This is a genomic window from Streptomyces roseirectus (assembly GCF_014489635.1).
GTDB classification, from domain to species: Bacteria; Actinomycetota; Actinomycetes; order Streptomycetales; family Streptomycetaceae; genus Streptomyces; species Streptomyces roseirectus.
In genome coordinates, this window is the sequence record NZ_CP060828.1 from 5,464,658 (window position 1) to 5,489,363 (window position 24,706).

Genomic DNA, 24,706 nt, shown 5'->3' on the forward strand with positions numbered 1-24,706 from the left:
CCCGCGCCTGCCGACGAACCGCTACCTCCGGCTACATCCGGCTCAGCGCCGCCGCGGCGAACAGCACGTCCCTGATCGCCTCCCGGTCCCCGACCTGCCCGGCCGCCGCGTCCTCGGGGGCGATGTGGCCGGCCGCGAGCTGGCAGAACTCGACGTCGTCGAGGGCGACGTGCGCGACCTCGTGCTCGGCGGAGCCGACGGCCGCGGGCGAGTCGAGGGGGATGAACCACTCGCCCCCGCCAAGGCCCTCGATCTCCAGCCGGAGGCTGCGGCCGGGGTGCCCGGCGGGCACGAGATGCCGTGTGCGTCCGGGCGCCGCGAGCCCGGCCCGCCGCCGCTCGGCGAGCGCGCCCGGCAGCAGCCGCGCGGCCAGCTCGATCATGGCCCGCAGATGACGCGGCGCCGGCGGGTCGTAGGGGTAGTCCACGGCCTGCGCGATGTCGTCCGCGTGGACCCAGCACTCGAAGGCCCGGTCGAGCAGCGCGTCCCGGAGGGGCAGCGTGAAATCCCCGTAGGACACCCCGAGCCCCCCGGCGGAGCCGCCCGTGAAGGACGCGGTCCGCACGATGTCGTGGGCCTGCGCCCGCCAGGGCCCCCGCACGGTACGGGTGTGCGGGAACCGGGACGTCCGCCAGGCGAACTCGGTCCGCTCGACGGGCCCGCACGGCGTCTCCTCGCCCCGGAGGGGGTCGTCGAGCCCGAGGGCGACGGCGACGAGCCCGTCGACCGCGTGGAGGTGCGCGATGACCCCGGCGACGGTGGTCCGCCGGCTCTCCTTCCGCTCCCCCTCGAACCAGCGCAGGCGCACGGGCGCGTGCCACTCGGAGTCCCCGAAGTCCTGGAGCAGCGCGTCGAGCCGGGCGGCCTCCGCGTCGTACGGGAGGGCCCAGCCGGGCACGGGGATGCGCGGCGGACGCCGTTCGAGACAGCTCGCGAGGACCCGCGTCCGCAGCCCCGGATCGAGGTCGAGCGGTTCGGGACGCTGGAGCAGCCCGACGGCCTCCCGCAGCCGCCGCGCCTCGTCCGCGCAGGGCCCGCACCCGCCCAGGTGCTCCTCGACGGCCTCGGCCTCCTCCAGGGAGCAGGCCGCCAGCGCCCAGGCGCCCAGCAGTGACTTGAGCACCGGGTGCTCCAGGGGTGTCGGCGGTACGGGGACGGCACCGTCGCCGCCCTCGCCTTCCTGTCGGACGGTGGCGTCGGCGCCGGAGCCGGCGGGCGCGCCCGCGGGGTACGCGCCGTCGTCCTCCACGGCCGCGCGCGGCAGCGGTATCCGGGGCGGCGGCCGGCCGGGGAGCTGGTGCTCGTCCGGGTCGAAGGGGTCCTCCGCGTGGCGGTCGGCGCCGGTCATGCCGCACCTCCGTATCCGGGGGGCGCCCCGGGCGACGCGCTGTCGTGGGCGGTGGACAGCAGCTGGAGGCCGAGGCGGAGCCGGCGGCGGGCCTCGTCCTCGGTGACGCCGAGGTCGGCGGCCGTCTGGCGGTAGTCGCGGCGCTGGAAGTAGGCGAGTTCGAGGGCGCTGCGCAGGGGCGTCGGCATGGACTGGACGATGTAGTCGGCGCGGGCGGCCACCGAGGCGTGCCGTACGCGGTGCTCCAGCTCCTCGGGGGTGCCGGCGCCGCCGTGCGCCAGGTCGGCGGTGCCGGTGTCGCGCAGGTGCTGGACGGCGAGGCGGTGGGTGAGGCCGGCGAGCCAGGTGCGCAGGGGGCCCTGCTTGGGGTCGTAGGCGTCGGGGTGCTCCCACACGTGCGTGAACACCTCGCGCGTGATGCGGTCGGCTCCCCGCTCGTCCCCGAGCACGCGGTGGGCGAGGCCGTGCACGAGCGAAGCGAACCGGTCGTACAGCTCGCCGAGCGCCGCCGCCTCGCCGCGCGCCAGCCGCTGCTGCATCTTGCGGTCCCAGCGGGGCGGTGCGTCCTTCTTCGCCATGCGGCCCCCTCTTACTTACCCGTGTCTCCGAGCCCGGCCTGCCTGTGTGTCTGAACTGCCTGACTGCCTGCGTGTCTGCCTTTACCTCGAATGTAGTCGGCCCCTCCGACATCGCCGCTTCTTTGTCGCATTGTGCGCCGCTGACCTGTCGCGAGGTGATAAAGGAGCCCTCTCCGCACGCCGCATACCCTGACCCGACACGATCAAGCCACGACCGAAGCTGATCGATTCTTGATCGATGGGGCCCGAATGTGATCCGGTGATGCGCCCCGCGCGTATGCCAGGTGCATCGAACAGGAACGAATCCGATGGGAACAAGCCTCCTTCGTTCGGTGTCCGTTTCCGGCCCGGAGTTTCGGGGAACGGCCGCTGGGCAGCCGCGCTGCATGAAGCGACCGGAAGCGTAGGGACCGTTTCCGCAGTGGGGTCCGCTTCCGTACCGGCGAGCGAAGGGCGTGGTGGTGGCGATCAAAGTGAGCGGTGAGGAGCGGGGCCGCTGGGCCGTGCTCCATGTGGCGGGCGAACTGGACCTGGTCACCTCGACGACCCTGCGCCGGCGCGTCCACGACGAGGTGGCCGAGGGCCGCCACCACCTCGTCCTCGACCTCTCCGGCGTCCGTTTCTGCGACTCCAGCGGCGTCGGCGTCCTCATCGCCGCCCGTCGGCTCCTGCGTTCCTGCGGCGGCCGGCTGCGCCTGGTCCTGCCCGCGGGCGGCGGCCAGGACGCCCACGTCAACAAGGTCTTCGGCGCGCTCGGCGTGCGGCGGCTGTTCGACGTGTACGGGACGCTGGACGAGGCGACGACGGAGGAGGAGCCGAGCCAGGTCTCGGCGTAGGGGCAGGGCCCGGTCGGCGCCCCTGAAGGGCCTCCTCGGCCGCTACAGCGTCTCCTTGGCCGCGGACACGAAGCCGGTGATCCGCGCCCGCGTGCTGTCCCGGCGCGCGTCCATCTCGTCCCGGTCGGGTGCCTTGTGCAGCTGGTCGATGTGGTGCAGCGCCTCCCGCGCCAGCTCGACGAGCTTGTCGTCCGGCGCCACCATCTGTACCCGGAACAGCGCCTCCTGGACGACGGACCGCAGCTCGTACCCGTTCATCCGCGCCGCGGTGACCTCCTCGCCCGGCCCGTCCTCGTGTTCCCGGAACCACCGGTCCACCAGCGCCCGCCGGTAGTTGACCAGCGCCCCCGCGTAGGCGGAGTAGACGTCCATCCGCTCGGCCCGCGCGCGCTCGTCACGCGCGAACCGCTCGGTCCGCTCGGTGGCCCGCACCTGGAACCGGTGGGTGAGCCCCGCGCCGAGCAGGGTCCCCAGGACCGCTATGAGACTCGCCGCCAACGTTTCCACGCCGCACAGTTGATCACACCGCCTCCTCCGCGCCGCCCGCGTACCGTTCCCGCAGCTTGTACTTGAGGACCTTGCGCAGCGTCTCGTTGCGCGGCAGCGCGTCCACGACCTCCAGGCGCTCCGGCAGCTTGTGCGGCGCGAGCCCCTGTTCGCGCAGGTAGGCGACGATGCCCGCGAGGTCCAACTCGCTGTCTGCTGAGGCCGGTTCCACCACCGCGCACACCAGCTCCCCGCGCTCCGCGTCCGGCAGCCCCACCACCGCGGCCTCGCCGATGCCCGGGTGCGCGGCGAGCAGGTACTCGATCTCCTTCGCGGAGACGTTCTCGCCCTTGCGGATGATGACGTCCTTCCGGCGCCCGGTGAGGACGAGGTGGCCGGTCCCGGTGACGTATCCGAGGTCGCCGGTGCGCAGGAACCCGTCCGCGTCGAACGCCTCGGCGGTCTGGGCGGGGTCCAGGTAGCCCTGGCAGACGGCCTCGCCGCGCAGCCGCACCTCGCCGTCGACGACGCGGATCTCCATCCCCTCGGGGGGCCTGCCCTCCGTCGTCGCCAGGTTCTCCGCCGTGTCGTCCGGCGCGCCCATCGTGATCATCGGTACCTCCGTCATCCCGTAGCCGTGGGTCAGCTGCACCTCCATCTCCCGCACCACCGCGTGGTACACCTCCGGCGGTTTCGGCGCCCCGCCGCCCGCGAGGAGGCGGAGCGTCGGGATCACCTTCGTCCCCGGCTGCTTGCGCTGCTCCGCGAGGAACATCGAGTAGAACGCCGTCGACCCGCCCGCCACCGTCACGCCGTGCCGCCGGTACTCCGCGAGCGCTTCGGGGAGGGCGAACCGCTCGAACATCACGCCCGGGAAGCCGTAGAGCAGGAGCATCACGGTGTAGTCGGGCCCCGCGATGTGGGCGTACGGGAAGGCCATCGACCCCACGTCCGTCTCCGACAGGCGCAGTGCGTGGGCGAGGCACGCCCCGCCGGCGATGAGCGAGCGGTCTGTGTGGAGAACTCCCTTGGGGTCCGAGGTCGTTCCCGAGGTCCAGTAGATCCACCGAACGGAGTAACCGTCCCTCGGCGGGGGCGGCAGCACGGCCGGATCCCCGGCGGGCAGCGAGTCGTACGCCTCGAAGACCCCCTTCGCGCCGAGCCGCCGGGCCATCGCGCCGTGGTCGAAGTCCCGCCAGACGCCCGGCACGGCGAAGAACTCGGCCTTCGACTCGCGCAGCGCGAAGCCCACCTCGCGGTCGCGGTAGAAGGGGATCACCGGGCTCTGGACGGCGCCCAGGCGCGCGAGCGCGAAGGACAGGACGGCCGTCTCGATGCGGGTGGGGAGCTGCCAGGCGACGACCGTGCCGGGGCGCACGCCCATGCCGTACAGGCCGGCCGCCGTGCGCTCGGCGCCCTCGCGCAGCTCGCCGAAGGTCAGCGTGCGGTTCTCCTGGAGGAGGACGGGGCGGTCGGGGGTGAGGGCGGCGCGGCGGTCGAGGAGTTCCCAGAAGGTGCGGGCGGAGCTCAGGGCGTGCGCGGTGTCGGTCACTTCGGCCCCCTGCATGGCTGACGGGTCGTCAGATCGTAGGGGTGCGCGCCTTGTCGGTCCAGGGGTGCGGGGCTAGTCTGCGCGGTGACGACCAGATCTGACGGTCCATCAGAAATCGGGAGTGGGGGCCTCATGGGCGAACTGCCGCGCATCGTCAGCGTCGACGACCACGTGATCGAGCCGGCGCACCTCTTCGAGACCTGGCTGCCGGCCAAGTACCGCGCGCGCGGGCCGCAGCCGCTGACCGCCGGGATCGGCGAACTGGCCTACATCGGCGGCAGGTACCAGATCACCATGGACCCGGACGGGCCGCCCGCCGACTGGTGGATCTACGAGGGCCTGAAGTTCCCCTACAAGCGCGTCATCGCCGCCGTCGGCTTCGACCGCGACGACATGACCCTGGAGGGCATCACGCGCGCGGAGATGCGCCCCGGCTGCTACGACCCCGTCGAGCGGCTGAAGGACATGGACCTCAACCACGTCGAGGCCAGCCTGTGCTTCCCGTCGTTCCCGCGCTTTTGCGGGCAGACCTTCGCGGAGGCGCAGGACAAGGAGGTCGCCCTCGCGTGCGTGCGCGCCTACAACGACTGGATGGTCGAGGAGTGGTGCGGCGACAGCGGCGGACGGCTCATCCCGCTGTGCCTGATCCCCCTGTGGGACATCGGCCTCGCCGTCGCCGAGATCCACCGCAACGCCGCGCGCGGGGTGCGCGCGGTGACGTTCTCCGAGATCCCCACCCACCTCGGCCTGCCGTCCATCCACTCCGGCTACTGGGACCCCTTCTTCGCCGCCTGCGAGGACACCGGGACGGTCGTCAACATGCACATCGGCTCGTCCTCCCAGATGCCCGCCGCCTCCCCGGACGCGCCCCCGGCCGTCCAGGCGTCCCTGTCCTTCAACAACGCCATGGCCTCGATGATGGACTTCCTCTTCAGCGGCGTCCTGGTGCGCTTCCCGCGCCTCAGACTCGCCTACTCCGAGGGGCAGATGGGCTGGATCCCGTACGCCCTGGAGCGTGCCGACGACGTCTGGGAGGAACACCGCGCGTGGGGCGGCGTCCGCGACCTGGTCCCCGAGCCGCCGTCGACGTACTACTACCGGCAGATCTTCTGCTGCTTCTTCCGCGACAGACACGGCGTCGCCTCCCTCGACGTCGTCGGCCGGGACAACGCCACCTTCGAGACGGACTACCCGCACGTCGACTCGACGTTCCCGCACACCAAACAGATCGCCCTGGACCACGTGAAGGGCCTCGACGACGAGACGACCTACAAGCTGATGCGCGGCAACGCGATCCGCATGCTCGGCCTGGACCTCGACAAGTAGCCCGCATGGACCTCGCGTACACGCCCGAGGAGGAGGAGTTCCGCGCGCGCCTGCGCGCGTGGCTCACGCGAACCCTGCCCCTGCTGCCGCCGAAGCCGTCCCCCGACGACTGGCCCGCCCGGCGCGCGTACGACCTCGGCTGGCAGCGCAGGCTGTACGACGCCGGGTACGCGCACGTGCACTGGGACGCCTCGCCGACCGTCCGGCTGATCTTCCTGGAGGAGACCGAGCGGGCCGGCGCGCCCTACGTGGGCGCCAACTTCGTCGGCCTCCTGCACGCGGGGCCGACGATCGCCGCCGAGGGCACGCCCGCCCAGCGGGAGCGCTGGCTGGAGCCGATCCTCAAGGGCGAGGAGGTGTGGTGCCAGGGGTTCAGCGAACCCGATGCCGGCTCCGACCTCGCCTCCCTGCGCACACGCGCGCGGCGCGACGGCGACGTCTACCGGGTCACCGGCTCCAAGATCTGGACGTCCCACGCGGAGGTCGCCGACTGGTGCGAACTCCTCGTGCGCACCGACCCGGACGCGCCCAGGCACCAGGGCATCACCTGGCTCGCGATGCCCATGGACGCCCCCGGCGTGACCGTGCGGCCCCTGCGCACGCTCGCCGGATCCGCCGAGTTCGCCGAGGTGTTCCTCGACGACGTGCCGGTGCCGGTCGCGAACCGGGTCGGCGCCGAGAACGACGGCTGGCGCGTCACGATGGTCACCCTCTCCTTCGAACGCGGCACCGCCTTCGCCGGCGAGGTGGTCGCCTGCCGCCGCGTGCTGGCCGAACTCGCCCGCGAGGCACACGGGAACGGCCGCTGGGACGATCCGGCCCTACGGCGCCGTCTGGGCCGCCTGGAGGCCGAGTTCCGGGCGCTGTGGCGGCTCGTCCAGTGGAACGTCGGCGAGGCCACCGAGAACGGCGTGCCCGGCGCGGGGGGCTCCGTCTTCAAACTCCGCTACTCGCACGCGCGCCAGCAGCTCTACGACGCCACCGCCGACGTCCTGGGCGACGCCGCCCTCGACCTCGACCGGCCGTGGGTGCTGGAGCGGCTGTCGTCGCTGTCGTACACGATCGCGGCGGGGACGTCGCAGATCCAGCGAACGATCGTGGCGCAGCGGGTGCTGGGGCTGCCGAAGGGGCGGTGAGGGCGCTGTGACGGGCTGTTTTCCGGAGGGACGCTGTCTGGAGGGGCCGTGCGTTTCCAGCTGACCGACGATCAGCGGGCCCTGCGCGCGGGCGTGCGTGAAGTGCTCGCCCGGCGCTTCGGCCCCGACGCGCTGCGGGCCGCCGTGGCGCGGCCCGGGCTCGACCGGGAGCTGTGGCGCGCCCTGGGGGAGGCCGGGTTCTTCGCGCTGCGCCTGCCCGAGGCGCGGGGCGGCGTCGGACTCGGGCTGCCGGAGGCCGTGCTGGCCTTCGAGGAGGCCGGGCGGGCGTCCCTGCCGGGCCCGCTGCTCGGCACGCACCTCGCGGCCGGGACGGTGCCCGGGGCGGCCGAGGGCGAGACGGTCGTCGCGGTGGTCGACGGGGCGCTCGTCGAGTGGTGGGACGAGGCGGACGTCGTCGTCGGGGAGGGCGGGGCCGGGGCCGTCCCGATGCGGTCGGTCGATCCGCTCACGCCGCTGCGCCGCGTGCCCGACGCGGTCGCGTGCACGGCCGATCCGGTCGCCGTCCTGCTCACCGCCGCCGAACAGCTCGGCACCGCCACGCGCGCGTGCGAACTCGCCGTCGGCCACGCGCGCACACGCGAGCAGTTCGGGCGCCCCATAGGCGCGTTCCAGGCGGTCCAGCACCTGTGCGCCGACCTGCTGGTCCGCACCGAGGTCGCGCGCTCGGCGGTGTACGCCGCGTCGGTCACCGGGGACGCCGCCGACGCCGCCGCAGCGCGCGTGCTCGCCGACGAGGCCGCCGCCCAGGGCGCCCGGGACTGCCTCCAGGTGTTCGGCGGGATGGGGTTCACCTGGGAGGCGGAAGTGCATCTGCTCCTCAAGCGCGCCTGGGTGCGCGCGAGGCGTTCGGGCGGGGCGGAGCAGAGCGAGGAACTGCTCGCGCGGGCGCTGCTGTCCGGTACGGACTGACACCCCTGTGGCCTGCCGGGACGACGGGAGCACCGCGACCGGACGGACGGATGTCGACGATCGTGGCACGCGCCCGTGACGGAGGGTCGATACCGGGTTGTGTCCCGCGCGTGACCCGTCACGGTGCGGAGTCGGTGATCCGCTCCGGTACCGTCGGAGGATGCGCGTGGTTCCGGTCGTGAGCCGCCCCGGTGTCGCCTGTCCGACCCCCTCGGAGGTGGGTCGCACAGTATGCCGCACGGGTACTCCTTCGCGCGGGAATATGCCCGAAGCGCTTGTTCGGGTGACGGAACGTCAACCAAGCTGTCCTGCAAGGGAATCACGTTCTGTCACGGTGCCTCTGGCCCTTGTGGGGGTCATGCGGGAAATGGCTACGATCGTGGCCCTCGTCGTCATGGTGGGCACGTCGCCGTCGTGGCGCGCGGTCATGTGTCCGCCGGTTCGGATGGTGTGAGCGGTGCAGGTGCTTCAAGTGCAGCTGGAGATCCGGCCCGACCCCGCAGAGGTGGGGCGGGCCCGCAGATGGGCCTGCGCGCGCCTTGCCGGGTCGCCCTTGGCCGACGACGACGCGCTCGCCGAGACGCTGGCCCTGATCGTCTCCGAACTGGTCACCAACGCCGTCGTGCACACGGGTCGGCCGGCCGTCCTGAGCCTCTGTCTGCCCGGTGAGGCGCCCGAGGCCGCCGAGGGCGCCACGGTGCGCCTGGAGGTCGCCGACGGCAGCGAGCGGGCCCCTGTGCCGCGCTGCGCGAGCGAGGAGGCCACTGGCGGGCGCGGCCTCGCCCTCGTCGACGGGCTCGCCGACCGGTGGGGCTGGGCCGCCGAGGGGGCGGGCAAGCGGATCTGGTGCGAACTCGACCGCCCCGCGCGGGCGCAGGGGCGCTCGGTGGCGGAGTGCGGGCGGGCGCTGGGGATCTTCGAGGGGCTGGCTTTCGGGGTGGTGTGACGCGGGGCGTCCCGCGCGCGGGTGCGCTTGCGGCCGCTTCCCGGGCGCGGAGCCGTGCCCCGCAGGGGGCCGGTGCGCCCGGACGTGCTTCTGTGCGCGCCCGGCGCGAAGCGGTCGTACATCCACAAAACCCTGTGGGGGTGTTGACGCGACGTGTCCGTTTGATCACGCTTGTGGTCAGCGATTCGCCGCGAGGGGACGGCGAGGGCTTCGGCGACGAAAGTCCTCGGCGAGTGTGGGTCGTTGATTCGGCGCCGGTTCTCTCTCAGGGCGAGAGGACGTGGGGCGGGCGCGCCGAGTCCGGACGGCGGCGCGCGGTGCCGTGCTCGGGGCGGGCGCGGCGTGCCGCCGTCCGGAGTGCCGTGGGGCGCCGTCCAGGGCGGCGCCGGTCAGAGGATCGCCACCGGGGCCACCGGGGTGCCCGTCGCGCCGACGAACGGCTCGGGCGTCGCCGACAGCAGGAACGCGTACCGCCCGCTCTCTCCACAGGCTGTGGACAACTCCTCCAGGTTCCAGTTCTGTCCCTGGAGCATCCCCATCTCGACCAGGTCGAGCGCGTGCACCGGCAGCCACAGGTCCTCGATCTCCGGGGGGAAGATCTCGAAGGTCAGCGTGTCGTTCGCGACGGCCGCGACGTCCCGCGCGTGGAACCACTCCGGCGTCCGCACCGACAGCCCCGGTGACGGGTACGCGTACGCGTGCCGGTCCCCGGCGAGATACACCTGCACCTGACCCGTCCGCACCAGGACGACGTCGCCCGCGCGCACCCGCACACCGGCGAACTCCTCGGCCGCCGACAGGTCCTCCGGCGTCACCGCGTGCGCGCCGTCCAGCCGGTCGACGCCCCGCGCGCGGGCGACATCGAGCAGCACGCCGCGTGAGACGAGGTGCCGTACGGTCGCGATGCCGCTGAACTCGGCGCCCCCGTGTGCGGTGACCGTGCTCGCCGGGCGCCCGTTGTAGATCCGCCCCGAGTGCGAGACGTGCGTCAGCGCGTCCCAGTGGGTGCCGGCCTGCAGTCCCATGGTCACCGCGTCGTCGCTGCACGCGACCGTGCCGGGGCCGAAGATCTCCTGGTTGATCTGCGTCATCGCGTGCAGCGGGTTGACCCGCCCGGGGATCGCCCCGGTCTGCACGCCGTCCTCCTTCAGGGGCAGCGCGAGCGGGATCCGGCGGCCGTCGCGCACCTCGGCGGCGGCCCGGCGCACGACGTCGCCGGTGATCAGGTTGAGCGTGCCGATCTCGTCGTCCGCGCCCCAACGCCCCCAGTTGTTCACCGACTTGGCGATCTCGTGGAACTCCTCCGGCAGTGCCATCCGGTGCCTCCCCGGGGCTTGTCCTCGGCGGTCAGCCGCGCCATAAAATCTAACGGTCCGTCAGAAACCGTGGAAGGGGCGGGGCGTGGGGAACTTCTTGGCCGGCAAGGTCGTCGCCGTCACGGGCGCGGGACGGGGCATCGGACGAGCCGTCGCGCACGCGGCGGCGGCCGAGGGCGCGAAGGTCGTCGTCAACGACTACGGCGTGGCCGTGGACGGCGCGTCGCCCACCAGCGAGGTCGCCGAGGCCGTCGTCAAGGAGATCGTCGCGGCCGGTGGCGAGGCCGTCGCCGTCGCCGACGACATCTCGACGATGGCGGGCGGGCAGCGGGTCGTCGATGTCGCCGTCGACACGTACGGGCGGCTCGACGGGGTCGTCTGCGTCGCCGGGATCCTGCGGGAGCGGATGCTGTTCAACATGACCGAGGAGGAGTGGGACCCGGTCGTCGCGACGCACCTCAAGGGCACGTTCACGGTCTTCCGGGCCGCCTCCGCCGTCATGCGCGGGCAGGGCTCCGGCGCGCTCGTGGGGTTCACCAGCGGCAACCACCAGGGGTCGGTCTCCCAGGCCAACTACAGCGCCGCGAAGGGCGGGATCATCTCGCTGGTGCGCAGTGCGGCGCTCGGCCTGCACAAGTACGGGGTGATCGCCAACGCGGTCGCGCCGGTCGCCCGGACGCGGATGTCGGCCGGGGTGCCGATGGAACTCGCGGAGATGGGGGAACCCGAGGACGTCGCCGCGATGGTGATTTTCCTTTTGTCGGATCGCGCACGGGACCTGTGGATAACCGGCCAGGTCTACACGGTCGCCGGTGCCAAGATTGCGGTGTGGGCACAGCCGAGGGAAGTGCGGGCGGCGTTTTCCGAGGCGGGCTGGACCCCTGAGCGGATCGCCGAGGTGCTGCCGGGGAGCGTGGGGACGGAACCGATGCCGATGCTGGAGAAACTGGCGGAGATGAGGAGAGCGGCCGCGGAGGGAAAACGGCCCAACGCGTGAGGGGAAGGGAGGGACCGTGGATTTTGAATTCGGCGCCGAGGACGAGGAATTCCGTGCCGAGGCGCGGGCCTGGCTCTCGGCGCACGTCCCTTCGGCCGGCGACCGGCGCTCCTGGGAGCGCGCGCTGGGCGCCGCCGGACGGATCGGCATCGGGTGGGGCGAGGCCGGGTACGGCAACCGGCCCGAGCCCCTGACACGGCAGGTCGTGTGGGCCGAGGAGTACGCGCGCTCGGGCGCCCCCGCACGCTCCGGGCACATCGGGGAGAACCTTCTGGCGCCCACGCTCCTCGCGCACGGAACTCCCGCGCAGAAAGCCAGATTCCTGCCCCCGGTCGCCGCCGGTGAAGAATGGTGGTGCCAGGGTTACAGCGAACCCGGCGCGGGATCCGACCTCGCGGGAATACGCACCCGCGCCGAACGGTGTCCGGGCGGATTCCGGATCACCGGCCAGAAGATCTGGACCTCGCTCGCGCACGAGGCCGACTGGTGTTTCGTACTCGCCAGGAGTGACCCGGAATCCGTGCGGCACAAAGGGCTCACTTTCCTGCTCGTCCCCATGGACCAGCCCGGCCGGATCGAGGTGCGGCCCATTCGGCAACTGACCGGGACGAGCGAGTTCAACGAGGTGTTCTTCGACGGGGCGTTCGCCGCCGGGGAACACGTCGTCGGAGCGGAGGGCGACGGCTGGCGGGTCGCCATGAGCCTGCTCGGCTTCGAACGGGGCGTCTCCACCCTCGCGCAACAGATCGGGTTCGCCGAGGAGTTGGGGCGGGTGCTGCGGGAGGCCGTGGCGTCCGGCGCCGTCGCCGACCCCGTCGTGCGCGAACGGCTCGTGCGCGCGTGGGCCGAGCTGCGGGTCATGCGGTGGAACGCGCTGCGGACCCTGGGCGGCGCGCAGGAGGCGGGCGCGACCAGCGTCGCCAAGCTGCTGTGGGGCGGCTGGCACCAGCGGCTCGGCGAGCTGAGCGTGCTGGTGCGGGGCGCCGGGGCCGCGGTCGGGCCCGAGCCGTGGACGCCCGAGACGCCGTACGCGCTGGACGAGGCGCAGCGGAGCTTCCTGTTCGCGCGGGCCGACACGATCTACGGCGGTTCGGACGAGGTGCAGCGCACGATCATCGCCGAGCGGGTGCTCGGCCTACCCAGAGAGCGGGTCGTCCGATGAGGGGTGTCGTGTTCGACGGGAGCCGGGCCGAGGTCGTGCGGGACCTCGACGTACGGGAGCCGGGGCCCGGGGAGGTGCTGGTCGCGATCTCCGCCGCCGGGCTCTGCCACAGCGACCTGTCGGTCGTCGACGGCACCATCCCGTTCCCGGCACCGGTCGTCCTCGGGCACGAGGGCGCCGGAGTGGTCGAAGCCGTCGGCGCCGGGGTGACCCACGTCGAGCCCGGCGACCATGTCGCCCTCTCCACCCTCGCCAACTGCGGCGCCTGCGCGGAGTGCGACCGGGGCCGGCCCACCATGTGCCGGCACTCCATAGGCCGCCCCCAGCGCCCCTTCACGCGCGGGGGCGCGCCGGTCCACCAGTTCGCCGCCAACTCGGCGTTCGCCGAACGGACCGTCGTCAAGGCCGTCCAGGCGGTCCGTATCCCGAAGGACGTCCCGCTGACCTCGGCCGCGCTCCTGGGCTGCGGCGTGGTGACCGGAGTGGGGGCCGTCCTCAACCGCGCGCGCGTCGACCGGGGGGACAGCGTCGTCGTCATCGGCACGGGCGGCATCGGCCTCAACGTCCTCCAGGGCGCCCGCCTGGCCGGGGCGCTGCGCATCGTCGCCGTGGACGCGAACCCGGCGAAGGAGCCGGTGGCCCGCACCTTCGGCGCGACCGACTTCCTGACCTCCGCGGACGGCGTGCGCGATCTGCTCCCCACCGGCGCCGACCACGTCTTCGAGTGCGTCGGCCGGGTCGAGCTGGTCCGCGCGGCGATCGGTCTGCTCGACCGCCACGGCCAGGCGGTCCTTCTCGGTACCCCGCCGCCCCACGCCGAGGCGTCCTTCCCCGTGACCTCCCTCTTCCTCGACAAGTCCGTCCTGGGCTGCCGCTACGGGTCCTCCCGGCCGCAGCGCGACATCCCCCTCTACGCCGAGCTGTACCGGGCGGGGCGGCTGCTGCTGGACGAACTGGTCACGCAGACGTATCCGGTGGAGGACTTCGAGAAGGCGAAGCAGGACGCGGAGGCGGGGAGGGTGGCGCGGGGGGTGCTGGTGTTCTGAGGGGGGTGGGGCCGCGGGATGGCATGTGCACACGCAGAGTTATCCACAGGCCGAGGAGAGATCACGGAGCGTTGTCAGTCCCTCCGCCTACCGTTGTCGCATGAGTGGTCGAGACCTCGCCGCCCCGGAAGGTGCGGCGGTAGGCGGAGGGGGTGACACCGAGGGCGGTCTGCAGGTGCTGGCGCATCGACTGGGCGGTGCCGAAACCGGCGGCGCGGGCGATGTGGTCGACGGAGAGATCGGTGGATTCGAGGAGATGACGGGCATGTCCGACGCGTTGGGCGGTGAGCCACTGGCCGGGGCTGACGCCGGATTCCTCGCGGAAGCGGCGGGTGAAGGTGCGCACGGACATCGACTCCTGGGCGGCCATGTCGCGCAGCTGGATCGGCTCGTGGAGGCGGGCGAGGGCCCACGCGCGTGCGGCGGTGGTGCTGGCCTGGCGGGCGTCGGGGACGGGGCGCTGGATGTACTGGGCCTGGCCGCCGTCGCGGTGCGGCGGGACGACGGTGCGCCGGGCGACCTCGTTGGCGACGGCGGCGCCGTGGTCGCGGCGCACGATGTGCAGGCACAGGTCGATGCCGGCGGCGACACCGGCCGAGGTGAGGATGTCGCCGTCGTCGATGAACAGGACGTTCGGGTCGACGTCCACCTGCGGGAAGAGGTCCTGCATGTGGGCGGCGTCGAACCAGTGGGTCGTCGCGCGGCGCCCGTCGAGACGGCCGGCGGCGGCCAGGACGTACGCGCCCGTGCAGATCGACGCGATCCGCGCGCCGGGGCGGACGAGGGCGAGCGCGGACTCCAGCTCCGGGGTGAGGACGCCCTTCTCGAAGACCGGCCCCAGCTGGTACGAGGCGGGGACGATGACGGTGTCGGCGCCGGCCAGCGCCTCCGGGCCGTGCTCGACCATGATCGAGAAGTCGGCGTTCGTGGCGACGGGGCCCGGCGGGCGGACCGAGCAGGTGACGACGTCGTACAGCTGGCGCCCGTGCGCGTCCTGGGGCATGCCGAAGATGCGGTGGGGGATGCCGAGTTCGAAGGGGATGATGCCGTCGAGGGCGAGGACGACCACGCGGTGCGGGCGGAAGGGGCGTGCGCCGCCGGCGTGGCTCGGTGCTCGGTCGGGGGTCCGGCTCGGCGTCCGTTCGCTGTCCTGACTCATGGCCCGATCCTAGCGAACAGTGTCCTTCGGGCCAGTCGTAGCGGGGGAGACCGATGATCGAAACTGTGTGGCGTGAACCAGACAACCCAGACCGCGGCAGCCGGAGAAGACGCGAGCACCGCGACCGCCGCGAGCACCGCGACCGCCGGGCAGGAGCAGACGCCGCACGGGAGACGGCGTGTGCACCGCGCGTGGTTCGTGGCCGCCGTCACCTTCGTCACGATCATCGGCGCGGCGGCGTTCCGCTCCCTGCCGGGCCTGCTGTTCGACCCGCTCCACGAGGAGTTCGGCTGGTCGCGCGGGACGGTCGGGGCGGCCGTCTCCGTCAATCTCGCGCTGTACGGGCTGACGGCGCCGTTCGCGGCGGCGCTGATGGACCGCTTCGGCATCCGCCGGGTCGTCGCCGTCGCGCTGACGGTGATCGCGATCGGCTCCGGGCTGACCGTGTGGATGACGGCGGCGTGGCAACTGATGCTGTACTGGGGCCTGTTGGTGGGCCTCGGCTCGGGCTCGATGGCGCTGGCGTTCGCGGCGACCGTCACCGACCGCTGGTTCACCGAGCGCCGCGGCCTGGTCAGCGGCATCCTCACGGCCGCGTCCGCGTCCGGGCAGCTGATCTTCCTGCCGGCGCTGTCCTGGATGGTGACGCGCTACGAGTGGCGCCCCGCCGCGGTGACCGTCGCCCTCGCCGCCCTGGTCGTCGTCCCCTTCGTCTGGCTGCTCCTGCGCGACCATCCGGCCGACGTCGGCCTCAAGCCGTACGGCGCGCGGGAGTTCGTCGCCAAGCCGCCGCCCGTCACGGGGGCCGCGCGGCGGGCGGTGACCGTGCTGTTCAAGGCGGCGCGCACCGGGCCGTTCTGGCTGCTCGCGGGCACTTTCGCGATCTGCGGCGCCTCGACGAACGGCCTGATCCAGACCCACTTCGTGCCCGCCGCGCACGACCACGGCATGCCCGTGCCCGCCGCCGCCTCGCTCCTCGCGGTGATCGGCGTCTTCGACATCGTCGGCACGATCGCCTCCGGCTGGTTCACCGACCGCTTCGAGGCGCGCCGCCTGCTCGCCGTCTACTACGCCCTGCGCGGCCTCTCGCTCCTGTTCCTGCCGATCCTGCTCGCGCCGTCCGTCCACCCGCCGATGATCTTCTTCATCGTCTTCTACGGCCTCGACTGGGTCGCCACCGTCCCGCCCACGCTCGCCCTGTGCCGCGAGCACTACGGCGACGACTCCGCCATCGTCTTCGGCTGGGTCCTCGCCTCCCACCAGCTCGGCGCGGCCCTCGTCGCCTTCCTCGGCGGCGTCGCCCGCGACACCTTCGGCTCCTACGACGTCGTCTGGTACGCGTCGGGTGCGCTGTGCGCGGCGGCGGCGTTGATGGCGCTGGTGATCCGGCGGGGGGTGAGGGTGCCGGGGGTGGCGACGGCGTGATGCCGTGGCCGGCGTGCCCCCGGGGCGGACCTCGGAGGACTCGCCCCGGGTGAAGCCGCGGCCCTCAGAGGAACTGCCCCCGGTGGAACAGCAGGGGGGCGCGGTTCTCGTCCGGGGTGTCCAGGGACTCCACCCGGCCGACGACGATGAGGTGGTCGCCGCCCGTGTGGACGGCGTGGATGGTGCAGTCGATCCAGGCGAGGGTGCCGGCGAGGCGGGGGGAGCCGGTGGTGGGGGCGGGGGTGTGGGGGACGCCGGTGAACTTGTCGGGGCCGGGGCGGGCGAAGGCGCGGCAGAGGGCGGACTGGTCGGCGGCGAGGACGTTGACGCAGAAGACGCCCGCGCGGGCGATGCGGGGCCAGGTCGTGGACGTCCGGGCGACCATGAAGACGACCAGGGGCGGGTCGAGGGACAGGGACGAGAAGGACTGGCAGGCGAACCCGGCGGGTGGTGCTCCTTCCGTGAGGGCCGGTGCCGTGACAACGGTCACCCCGCTCGCGAAGTTCCCGAGCACTCGTCGGAAGACGGCCTGATCCACCGGCGCGCGCTCGCCGTCCTGCACGCACCGCAGCTCCGGGCGCGGGCCCGGTGTCGTCCCGGGCGATCCGCCGCCCGGGAGGGCCTTCAGATAGCGGACTGCGGCAGCCGCAGCGCCTGCGTGTCCCATCATCTGACCATTGAAGCTGACGGAGCGTCAGGTGGGAAGGGGTGGTGGACGCTCCTTCGCGCGCCCCGCTTACGCTCCCCCTCATGGGGTGGGGAACCTTGCGGGCGGTCCGGTTGAGCTGGACGCCTGCCGATACGCATGTGGCCGCCGCGACGGCGTCCGGGCAGATACCGACCGTCTGGGGGTATCTGGGGACGGCGGGCTCGCCCGAGTTGTTCGTGCTGTTCGGGGATCCCGACCCGGGCGACGTGCGGATTCTCAGGCCCGTCTGAGCCTCTTCCCAGGCGGGTCTGAGGTTCAACGTCCCCTGAACTTCGGGCTCCGGCGTTCCACGAACGCCCGTAGCCCGTCCCGCGCGTCCGACGTCGTCATGTTGATCTCCTGCGCGGCGGCCTCGGCGGCGAACGCGGTGGCGCGGTCGGAGTCGAGGGAGGCGTTGAGGAGTTGCTTGGTGAGGGCGAGGGAACGGGTCGGGGCGGTCGCGAGCCGGGCGGCCCACTCCTGCGCCGTCTTCGCCAACTCCCCGTCCGGGACGACCCTGTTGACCAGACCCAGGCGCTCGGCCTCCGGAGCCGTGAGCGGGTCGCCGAAGAACATCAGCTCCTTGGCGCGGTGCGCACCGATCAGCCGGGGCAGCAGATACGCGCCGCCGGCATCGGGCACGAGCCCGCGCCGCACGAACACCTCGATGAAACGGGCCGATTCGGCGGCGAGCACCAGATCGCAGGCGAACGCGAGATGCGCGCCCAGCCCGGCCGCCGTCCCGTTCACCGCCGCGATCACCGGCTTCTCGCAGTCCAGCACGGCGGCGATCAGCCGCTGCGCGCCCCGCCGGAGCGTGCGGGCCACGTCGCCGGGAAGAACCTCCTTCGACGTCCCGCCCCGCAGGTCCGCTCCCGCGCAGAAGCCGCGCCCGGTGCCGGTCAGTACGACGACGCGGACGTCGGGGTCGGCCGAGGCCGCCTCCAACAGGCCGATGATGTCGTCCCGTTGGGCGGGGGTGAGGGCGTTGAGGGAGTCGGGGCGGTTGAGGGTGATGCGGGTGATGCCGTGGTCGTCGGTGGAGTGGAGGAGGGGAGGAGGGACGGGGGTGGGGTTGGTCTGGGCGGGGTCGGGGGCAGCGGGATCGGGCTCGGGCGGGCCGGACTTGGCGGTGCCGGGCGTCGCCGGGCCGGGGTCGGCTGTGCCGGACTCGGTGGTGCTGAGGGGGATCGCCGGGGCGGGCTCGGCGGTGTCGGGCGTCGCCGGGTCGGACTTGGTGGTGTCGGGCCCGGTGGCGCCGGACTCAGGCGGGTTGCCGGTCCCGTCACCCCCCGCCCGCAACTCCCCGCCCCAAATCCCGCCCCCCACAGGCCCGTTCGGCGGCTCCCCCCTCACCGGCACACCGCCAGCGCGTCCAACGCCACCGCACCCTGCCCCCGGGGCAGCACGAACAGTGGGTTGATGTCCAACTCCGCGAGGTCGTCGACGAGTTCGAGCGACATGCGCTGGACCCGCAGGATCACCTCGACCAGCGCGTCCAGGTCGGCCGGTGGACGACCCCGGACCCCGCCCAGCAGCGCCCGCCCCCGCAGATCCTCCAGCATGTCCCGCGCCTGCGTCTCGCCGAAGGGCGGCACGCGTACGGCGGTGTCGTGCAGGACCTCGACGAGGACCCCGCCGAGCCCGACGGTCACCGTCGGCCCGAACAGCGCGTCATGGCTGATGCCGACCACCATCTCGACGCCCCGCTCGACCATCTGGCAGACGAGGACGCCGTCGAGGGACACGTCCTCGTACCGGGCGATGTCGGTCAACTCGCGGTAGGCGTCGCGGACTTGGCTGGCCGAGGTGAGGCCGATCCTCACCAGGCCCAGCTCCGTCTTGTGCGCGATGTCCGCGCCGGACGCCTTCATCACGACCGGGTAGCCGACGAGGCCGGCCGCCCGTACGGCCCCCGCCGCGCTGGTCACCAACTGCTCGCGCGGCACCCGGATCCCGTACGCGCGAAGCAACTGCTTGGCCGCGTGCTCGCTCAACTGCTGGCCGGGCCGCATCAGTTCGCGGGCCTTGCGGAAGGAGGGCGAGGGGGTGCGGGGGGCCTGGTCGAAGGGGGAGCGGTAGTCGCGGGTGAAGCGATGGTGGTCGAGGTAAGCCTTCACAGCCGTGAGGCAGTTGGGGACCGTACGGAACGTCGCGACCCGCCGCGACCCCAACAGGACGTCCCGGTACGCCTGTTCGGTGCCGACCGGCGACCCCCACACCACGCACACCAGCTTGTCCGTCTCCTCGGCCGCCGCCACCAGGTCTTCGACGAGCCGGTCACTGAGCGGCGGGAACGGCCCGGTGATCGGGCAGATCAGCACGCCGACGGACGGATCGGCGAGGATCGCGTCGACGATCTTGCGTCCCCGGTGGTCGCCGACCGGGTGTCCGCCGTTGTCGACGGGGTTCGCGACGCTCAGGAACTCCGGTATCCACTGGTGGAGTTCGGCCTGTTTCGCGGCGGACAGGGACGGCAGCCGCAGCCCGGCCGTCGTCGCGAGGTCGGCGACGTGGGCGCCGGTCCCGCCCGAGATCGCGTACACGGCGACGCCGTCCGCGACGGGCGGCTTCGCGCGGGCCAACAGGGTTGCCGTGTCCTGGAGTTCGTCGAGCGCGTCGACGCGGATCACGCCGTACTGGCGCATCGCGGCGTCAACTACATCGTCCGCGCCCGTGAGTTTGCCGGTGTGGGAGGCGGCCGTGCGGGCGCCGGTCTCGGTGCGGCCGACCTTCACCGCGACGACGGGCACCTTGCGGCGGGCGGCGCGGTCGGCGGCGAGCAGGAACGCGCGGCCGTCCTTCAGGCCCTCGACGTAGCAGGCGATCGCGCCGGTCTCGGGCCGCTCGGCGAAGTACGAGATGAAGTCGGCGGTTTCGAGGTCGGCCTCGTTGCCGGTGGGCGCCCAGTGGGAGAGCCGGACGCCCAACTCCTGGAGGGAGAACACCGGTCGGCCCTGGTGACCGGACTGGGTGATCAGGGCGATCGCCGGTCCGTCGAGGTCGTCGCGGAACTCCTCGAAGGCGTTCAGGTTGGTGTTCGGGCCGAGCAGCCTGAGGCCCGCGCGCTCGACGGCCGCCGTCAGCCTCGCCTGCGCGGCGGCGCCCTCCTCGCCGGTCTCGGCGAATCCGGACGCGAAGGCGACCGCGAACTTCACCTTCGTCTCGGCCAGTTGCTCGATCACCGGCAGCGGGTCGGACACCAACAGGACGGCCAGATCGACCTGTTCGGGCAGTTCGGCGACCGTCGGGACGCACGGGATGCCGAACACGGCGGGACGGGTGGGGTGCACCGGGTGCAGCCGGGCCCCCACCCGCTTCGACCAGGCCAGCAACTGCCTGGTGATCCCGGTGTTCGGCCGCCCCTCGGCGTCGGACGCGCCGACGACGGCGACCGACTCGGGCCGGAAGAAGCGCTCCAGATCGGGCACGTCCGCGTACAGCGGGCGCCCGCTGACGTCCATGCCGTCCACATCGGCCGGACGGCCGTGCACGGCGGGGCCGGGCTGCTCGCCGCACGCGATGACCCGGGCCCGGCGGGAGTCGGTGGTGAGGGTGCCGTGGGTTGATCCAAGCATCGGTCCGCCCGTCTCCTGTGTGAGACCGAGCCCGTCGAGTTCCGAGTACACCGAGTGCCCCGAGTGCACGGACAAGGTCCGACTTAACTGACGCTCTGTCAGATTACAGAACTGATGGTGCGTCAGGAATGGAGGTGCGGTGAAAGCTTGGCGAGCGTCCGGGCGGGGCGGTCAGTCGGACGGCCCACCCTCGAAGCCGTACACCGTGAAGTCCGCGACCGGCCGGTAACCGATGCGCTGGTACAGGGCGTTGCTCGTCGGGTTCGCCAAGTCCGTGAAGAGCAACACCTCTTGGACGCCGGTCTCCCGGGCCCGGCGGCTCGCCTCGGCGGTGGCGGCGCCCGCGTAGCCCTTGGCGCGGTGCTCGGGCGGCGTGTAGACGGTGACGATGCGGATCTGGTTCGCGATCGGGTCGGTGGCGCTCACCATCGAGACCGGGGTGCCGTCCGGGGTCTCCCAGAGCGTGAAGGAGCCGGCGGCGATGCGGGCGGTCAGGAGGGAGTCGGCGATGGAGTGCGGGACGCCGACGTCCTTCGCGAAGTCGTCGTTCCAGACGCGCAGTTGTGCGTGGTCCGCCGGGGACGCGGTGCGGGGGCGGCCGGGCGGGGCCGGGCTGGGTGTCGTCAACTCCTCCAGTCGGTAGAGGCGTTCGCGGCGGGACACGGTCGCGGTGGCGTTCGTCTCGCGCCGCCAGGCCGCCACGAACGCCTCCGCCGTGTCCGCCTCGGAGGTGATCCCGGCCAGCGGGTGACGGTGGGTCAGGAGGGCTTCGACCAGGGACTCGGTCCGGCGCGGGGTGAGCCGGGTGACGTTCAGAGGGAAGGGCGGGGTGTGGAAGAGGGCGGCCACCACCTGGCCGTCCGCGTCGGTCAGGGTGCCGAAGAGGGGCTGCCCGTCGCCGTACAGCCCGGTGCCCTGGGTGCGCAGGTTCTCGGTCACGGTGAGCGGGACCGTGTGCTGGGCCGGGCGGGAGCGCAGGAACGGGCCCGCCGTGGTGAGGAATTCGGTCAGGTCGTCGGTCAAGTGCCAGTGTTCGTCGGTCATATGTGCTCCCAGTTCGGTTCGGGGTCGGTGGCGAGGCGGGCGTGCAGGTGCATGTGGCGGAACGCGTCGTGGCGGCCGGCGGCGAAGGTGGCGTCGCGCAGGGTGCCCTCAAGGCGGAAACCGCAGCGGACGGCGACCCGGCAGGAGACGTCATGGCCGTCCGCGTGGTCCAACTCCAGGCGGTGCAGGCCGAATTCGGTGAGCGACCAGCGGGCCGCGACGGCGAGGGCGCGGGTGGCGACGCCCCGGCCCCGCGCCTCGGGCAGCACCCAGTAGCCGACACGCGCGGTCCGCATGACGCGGTTGACGGCGTTGAGCCCGATCTGCCCCAGCGTCTCGCCCGTCCCGGCGTCGGTGACGCGGAACGGCACGCTCGTGCCCTGCTCGGCGCCCTCGACCTTCGACCGCAGGTGAGCGCGGGCCGTGTCGAGGTCCGTGACCGGCATCAGCGGGGTGTTCCAGCGGCGGAACTCGTCGTCGGACTGGCCGCGCAGCCAGGCGTCCACGTCGGCCTCGGAGGCGGGGTCCCAGGGGCACAGGGCGAGACCGTGGCCGTACAGGAGGGGTACGGGGCCTGCGGGCACGGGGTCCGCGTGCGGGGAGTCGTCGGCTCGGGGCATGCGGTCATTGAAACCGCGTCCCTCCGGAGAGGCACCCCATTTGATCTACGCCTCTCGATCTACGCCTCCGGCGCCACCTCTCGCGGGGTACTTCTGGAGGGGTACCCCAGGAGCGGTATCCCCGGAGCAGTACCACCGAAGCGGTACGGGCGATCCCCTAGGCCCGGCCCGGCCCGAACACCGGCACGCCCTCCCGGAAGGCGACCGCCAGCTCCATGCCGGGGCGTAGCTCCGAGGCCGTACACCCCACGATCTCCGTCATCATCCGGGGGCCCTCCACCAGGTCCACCACCGCCGCGATGTAGGGGGTGCGGTCCCGGAACGGCGGGAGGTCGTTGCGGTGGACCGCCGACCACGTGTAGAGGCTCGCCCGCCCGCTCGCCTCCTCCCAGACGACGTCCTCGCTCCAGCAGTGGGGGCAGAACTCGCGGGGGTAGTGGTGGGGGCGGGCGCAGGTCGTACAGCGCCGGATCAGCAGCCGCCCTTGTGCGGCGGCCTCCCAGTAGGGGCGGGTGAAGGCGTCGGTCTCAGGTATGTCGTACCTCGGGGGTACGGGGCTCCCGGCCACGGCTCAGAACCACCCGAGCGCGCTGTCCACCGACCAGCTCTGCCATGACATCCCGAACAGTCCCACCACCGAGATCAGCCCCATCATCGAGTTCTGCCCCTGCTCGGCCCAGTCGTGGATCATGAGCACGAAGTACAGGGCGTTCAGCAGCAGCCCGCCGACCAGGGCGACCGGGGTGAGGAACCCGAGGATCAGCCCGAGCCCGAGGGCGAGTTCGGCGTAGGCGACGACGTACGCCATGAGGCGGGGCCGGGGCGTGACGGCCGCCGCGAAGCCGCTGCGGACGGCCGTCCAGCGGTGTTTCTCGGCGATGCCCGCCGCCCAGGTGATGCCGCCGCCCTGGAACCAGGTCTTCTTGTCCTTGTGCCGCCAGCTCTCCAGCCACCACAGCCCGAGCCCGATCCGCAGCACCGCCAGCCACTCGGCGCCGTCGAGCCAGATCGTGTCCATGGGGCTCCCTGCGGGGTCGGGGCGAACGGGGCCGCGTCGGGGCGGACAGGGTCGCGCGAATCTGACGGTACGTCAGTTCTAGGGGTGGGCTCGGGGTTTGGCAAGAGGTGGCCGGGGCCCCTGCCGCGCCGCACCGGTCGCCGCCCGCACATCCGTTGCACTTCTCTTTACATCCGTGATCAATCCGCAACCAATTCCGGTCTTGACCGATACCCATCAACCCGGCGCGTGATTACGCTCGCGACTATGGCACAGCCCAGCGAATCCACAGCGCCGATACAGTCCCGGCACACGGCCCCCACCCCGGCCGACCGTCCCGTCTACATCATCGGCGGCGGACCGGGCGGCCTCGCGGCGGCGTACGCGCTGAAGGCGAAGGGGATCCGGGCGGTCGTGCTGGAGAAGGCCGACCGGCTGGGGGACTCCTGGCGGCGCCACTACGACCGTCTGCATCTGCACACGACCCGTCGGCTCTCCGCGCTGCCGGGGCTGCCGATGCCGCGCAGGTTCGGCCGCTGGGTGGCCCGCGCGGACGTGGTCCGGTACCTGGAGAAGTACGCCGAGCACCACGAGCTGGACATCGTCACCGGCGTCGAGGTCTCCATCGTCGAGCGCACCCCCGATGGCACCGGCTGGCTCCTGAGAGCTACGGGTGGACGGGAGCTGACCGGTTCGGCGGTGATCGTCGCGACCGGCTACAACCACACCCCCTACCTCCCGGGATGGACAGGACGTGAGTCGTACACCGGGCCCCTGACGCACGCCGTCGAGTACCGCAACGGCGCCCGGTACAAGGGCAAGGACGTCCTCGTCGTCGGCGTCGGCAACACGGGCGCCGAGATCGCCGTGGACCTGGTGGAGAACGGCGCGGCCCGGGTGCTGCTGGCCGTGCGGACGGTCCCGCACATCGTGCGGCGCTCGACGGCCGGCTGGGCGGCGCAGTACACGGGGATCCTCGTACGCCGCCTGCCCGCCGCCGTCGTGGACCGACTCGCCCGCCCCATGGCCAAGTTGAGCATCCCCGACCTCTCGGCACACGGGCTGCCCCGGCCCGACACCGGGCTCTACAGCCGGGCCAAGGCGGGCGCGATCCCGGTGCAGGACGTCGGGCTGATCAGCGCGATCCGCAAGGGCAAGGTCGAAGTCGTGGGCGCCGTCGAGGGGTTCGAGGACGGCGAGGTGCTGCTGGCCGGCGGACAGCGGGTGCGCGTCGACGCCGTCGTCGCCGCGACCGGCTACTCCCGGGCGTTGGAAGGGCTCGTGGGCCACCTCGGCGTGCTGGACGCGGACGGGCGGCCGGTCGTGAACGGGGCGCGGTCGCCGAAGGGCGCGGCCGGGCTGTACTTCACCGGGTTCGTCACGCCGATCAGCGGCACGTTCCGCGAGGTGGGGCTGGACGCGGAACGGATCGCCAAACGGATCGCCAAGGACAGGCGAGCGTAGAAGACCTCAACTCATCGCAGTAGTACGGGTGTTGTGCATGTGTCGGATGTGGCGGCCGTTGCGGTGTGCGAA

24 protein-coding genes are annotated in these 24,706 nt (G+C 72.7%); 11 read left to right on the plus strand and 13 right to left on the minus strand.

The annotated features are described in order from the left end of the window. Nucleotides 1-31: 31 nt before the first annotated feature. Together IAG44_RS23235 and IAG44_RS23240 are read right to left on the minus strand one after the other, a co-directional pair. On the minus strand, nucleotides 32-1,348 hold the full coding sequence (locus tag IAG44_RS23235; RefSeq protein WP_187748998.1) for a zf-HC2 domain-containing protein: 1,317 nt from the start codon (nucleotides 1,346-1,348) through the stop codon (nucleotides 32-34). Next, on the minus strand, nucleotides 1,345-1,926 hold the full coding sequence (locus IAG44_RS23240; protein ID WP_187748999.1) for an RNA polymerase sigma factor: 582 nt from the start codon (nucleotides 1,924-1,926) through the stop codon (nucleotides 1,345-1,347). Before IAG44_RS23240 ends, IAG44_RS23235 begins: the two co-directional genes overlap by 4 nt. Before the next feature lie 455 nt (nucleotides 1,927-2,381). On the opposite strand from IAG44_RS23240, the gene IAG44_RS23245 reads away from it, so the two are divergent. Continuing rightward, nucleotides 2,382-2,762 carry an STAS domain-containing protein gene (locus IAG44_RS23245; RefSeq protein ID WP_187749000.1) on the plus strand — a complete coding sequence of 127 codons (381 nt, stop codon included), beginning with the start codon at nucleotides 2,382-2,384 and terminating at the stop codon, nucleotides 2,760-2,762. A gap of 42 nt (nucleotides 2,763-2,804) precedes the next feature. On the opposite strand, the gene IAG44_RS23250 is transcribed toward IAG44_RS23245, so the two are convergent. Further along, a complete protein-coding gene (locus IAG44_RS23250; protein WP_187749001.1) occupies nucleotides 2,805-3,269 on the minus strand; it encodes a hypothetical protein in 465 nt (154 codons plus the stop codon). 13 nt (nucleotides 3,270-3,282) lie between these two features. Then, nucleotides 3,283-4,800 carry a class I adenylate-forming enzyme family protein gene (locus tag IAG44_RS23255; RefSeq protein WP_187749002.1) on the minus strand — a complete coding sequence of 506 codons (1,518 nt, stop codon included), beginning with the start codon at nucleotides 4,798-4,800 and terminating at the stop codon, nucleotides 3,283-3,285. Between the two features lie 132 nt (nucleotides 4,801-4,932). On the opposite strand from IAG44_RS23255, the gene IAG44_RS23260 reads away from it, so the two are divergent. The 4 genes from IAG44_RS23260 (at nucleotide 4,933) to IAG44_RS23275 (ending at nucleotide 9,138) form a co-directional block, all read left to right on the plus strand. Then, a complete protein-coding gene (locus tag IAG44_RS23260) occupies nucleotides 4,933-6,126 on the plus strand; it encodes an amidohydrolase family protein (protein WP_187749003.1) in 1,194 nt (397 codons plus the stop codon). Nucleotides 6,127-6,131: 5 nt separating this feature from the next. After that, a complete protein-coding gene (locus IAG44_RS23265; RefSeq protein ID WP_187749004.1) occupies nucleotides 6,132-7,262 on the plus strand; it encodes an acyl-CoA dehydrogenase family protein in 1,131 nt (376 codons plus the stop codon). 48 nt (nucleotides 7,263-7,310) lie between these two features. Next, nucleotides 7,311-8,192, plus strand: a complete 882-nt coding sequence (locus IAG44_RS23270; RefSeq protein WP_187749005.1) for an acyl-CoA dehydrogenase family protein — start codon at nucleotides 7,311-7,313, stop codon at nucleotides 8,190-8,192. Nucleotides 8,193-8,664: 472 nt separating this feature from the next. Further along, nucleotides 8,665-9,138 (plus strand): ATP-binding protein, encoded by a 474-nt coding sequence (locus IAG44_RS23275; protein ID WP_246562003.1) that lies wholly within the window; start codon nucleotides 8,665-8,667, stop codon nucleotides 9,136-9,138. Nucleotides 9,139-9,527: 389 nt separating this feature from the next. On the opposite strand, the gene IAG44_RS23280 is transcribed toward IAG44_RS23275, so the two are convergent. Continuing rightward, on the minus strand, nucleotides 9,528-10,454 hold the full coding sequence (locus IAG44_RS23280; RefSeq protein WP_187749007.1) for a cyclase family protein: 927 nt from the start codon (nucleotides 10,452-10,454) through the stop codon (nucleotides 9,528-9,530). Between the two features lie 85 nt (nucleotides 10,455-10,539). Here IAG44_RS23280 and IAG44_RS23285 point away from each other — a divergent pair, with 85 nt between their 5' ends. From IAG44_RS23285 to IAG44_RS23295, 3 genes are read left to right on the plus strand one after another with little or no spacing between them, the layout of a single operon-like run. Then, nucleotides 10,540-11,451, plus strand: a complete 912-nt coding sequence (locus IAG44_RS23285; RefSeq protein WP_187749008.1) for an SDR family oxidoreductase — start codon at nucleotides 10,540-10,542, stop codon at nucleotides 11,449-11,451. A gap of 16 nt (nucleotides 11,452-11,467) precedes the next feature. Then, nucleotides 11,468-12,613: an acyl-CoA dehydrogenase family protein gene (locus tag IAG44_RS23290; RefSeq protein ID WP_187749009.1), complete on the plus strand. Its 1,146-nt coding sequence runs from the start codon at nucleotides 11,468-11,470 to the stop codon at nucleotides 12,611-12,613. Then, nucleotides 12,610-13,659, plus strand: a complete 1,050-nt coding sequence (locus tag IAG44_RS23295) for a Zn-dependent alcohol dehydrogenase (RefSeq protein WP_187749010.1) — start codon at nucleotides 12,610-12,612, stop codon at nucleotides 13,657-13,659. The genes IAG44_RS23290 and IAG44_RS23295 overlap by 4 nt, the downstream gene beginning before the upstream one ends. Nucleotides 13,660-13,720: 61 nt before the next feature. On the opposite strand, the gene IAG44_RS23300 is transcribed toward IAG44_RS23295, so the two are convergent. After that, the gene (locus IAG44_RS23300) at nucleotides 13,721-14,818 is read right to left on the minus strand and encodes a GlxA family transcriptional regulator (RefSeq protein ID WP_187749011.1); all 1,098 of its coding nucleotides are present in this window, start codon (nucleotides 14,816-14,818) and stop codon (nucleotides 13,721-13,723) included. A 180-nt stretch (nucleotides 14,819-14,998) separates the two neighbouring features. Here IAG44_RS23300 and IAG44_RS23305 point away from each other — a divergent pair, with 180 nt between their 5' ends. Then, nucleotides 14,999-16,243, plus strand: coding sequence for an MFS transporter (locus IAG44_RS23305; RefSeq protein WP_187752831.1), 1,245 nt, complete (start codon nucleotides 14,999-15,001; stop codon nucleotides 16,241-16,243). 64 nt (nucleotides 16,244-16,307) lie between these two features. Here the strand turns inward: IAG44_RS23305 and IAG44_RS23310 are convergent, their stop codons facing one another. Beyond that, complete coding sequence (locus IAG44_RS23310) at nucleotides 16,308-16,910, minus strand: flavin reductase family protein (protein WP_187752832.1); 603 nt, start codon at nucleotides 16,908-16,910, stop codon at nucleotides 16,308-16,310. Nucleotides 16,911-16,993: 83 nt separating this feature from the next. Between IAG44_RS23310 and IAG44_RS23315 the strand changes: the two genes are divergently transcribed. Further along, nucleotides 16,994-17,182, plus strand: coding sequence for a hypothetical protein (locus IAG44_RS23315; protein ID WP_187749012.1), 189 nt, complete (start codon nucleotides 16,994-16,996; stop codon nucleotides 17,180-17,182). 25 nt (nucleotides 17,183-17,207) lie between these two features. Here the strand turns inward: IAG44_RS23315 and IAG44_RS23320 are convergent, their stop codons facing one another. From IAG44_RS23320 to IAG44_RS23345, 6 genes are all read right to left on the minus strand, one after another. After that, nucleotides 17,208-17,957 (minus strand): enoyl-CoA hydratase/isomerase family protein, encoded by a 750-nt coding sequence (locus IAG44_RS23320; protein WP_187752833.1) that lies wholly within the window; start codon nucleotides 17,955-17,957, stop codon nucleotides 17,208-17,210. 326 nt (nucleotides 17,958-18,283) lie between these two features. Continuing rightward, nucleotides 18,284-20,509 (minus strand): acetate--CoA ligase family protein, encoded by a 2,226-nt coding sequence (locus tag IAG44_RS23325; RefSeq protein ID WP_187749013.1) that lies wholly within the window; start codon nucleotides 20,507-20,509, stop codon nucleotides 18,284-18,286. A 171-nt stretch (nucleotides 20,510-20,680) separates the two neighbouring features. Beyond that, complete coding sequence (locus tag IAG44_RS23330) at nucleotides 20,681-21,553, minus strand: GNAT family N-acetyltransferase (RefSeq protein ID WP_187749014.1); 873 nt, start codon at nucleotides 21,551-21,553, stop codon at nucleotides 20,681-20,683. Then, a complete protein-coding gene (locus IAG44_RS23335) occupies nucleotides 21,550-22,173 on the minus strand; it encodes a GNAT family N-acetyltransferase (RefSeq protein ID WP_187749015.1) in 624 nt (207 codons plus the stop codon). The genes IAG44_RS23330 and IAG44_RS23335 overlap by 4 nt, the downstream gene beginning before the upstream one ends. 157 nt (nucleotides 22,174-22,330) lie before the next feature. After that, nucleotides 22,331-22,741, minus strand: coding sequence for a Zn-ribbon domain-containing OB-fold protein (locus IAG44_RS23340; protein WP_187749016.1), 411 nt, complete (start codon nucleotides 22,739-22,741; stop codon nucleotides 22,331-22,333). Between the two features lie 3 nt (nucleotides 22,742-22,744). Beyond that, on the minus strand, nucleotides 22,745-23,191 hold the full coding sequence (locus tag IAG44_RS23345; protein ID WP_187749017.1) for a DoxX family membrane protein: 447 nt from the start codon (nucleotides 23,189-23,191) through the stop codon (nucleotides 22,745-22,747). Between the two features lie 246 nt (nucleotides 23,192-23,437). On the opposite strand from IAG44_RS23345, the gene IAG44_RS23350 reads away from it, so the two are divergent. After that, complete coding sequence (locus IAG44_RS23350; protein WP_187749018.1) at nucleotides 23,438-24,634, plus strand: flavin-containing monooxygenase; 1,197 nt, start codon at nucleotides 23,438-23,440, stop codon at nucleotides 24,632-24,634. The last annotated feature ends 72 nt before the right edge of the window (nucleotides 24,635-24,706 follow it).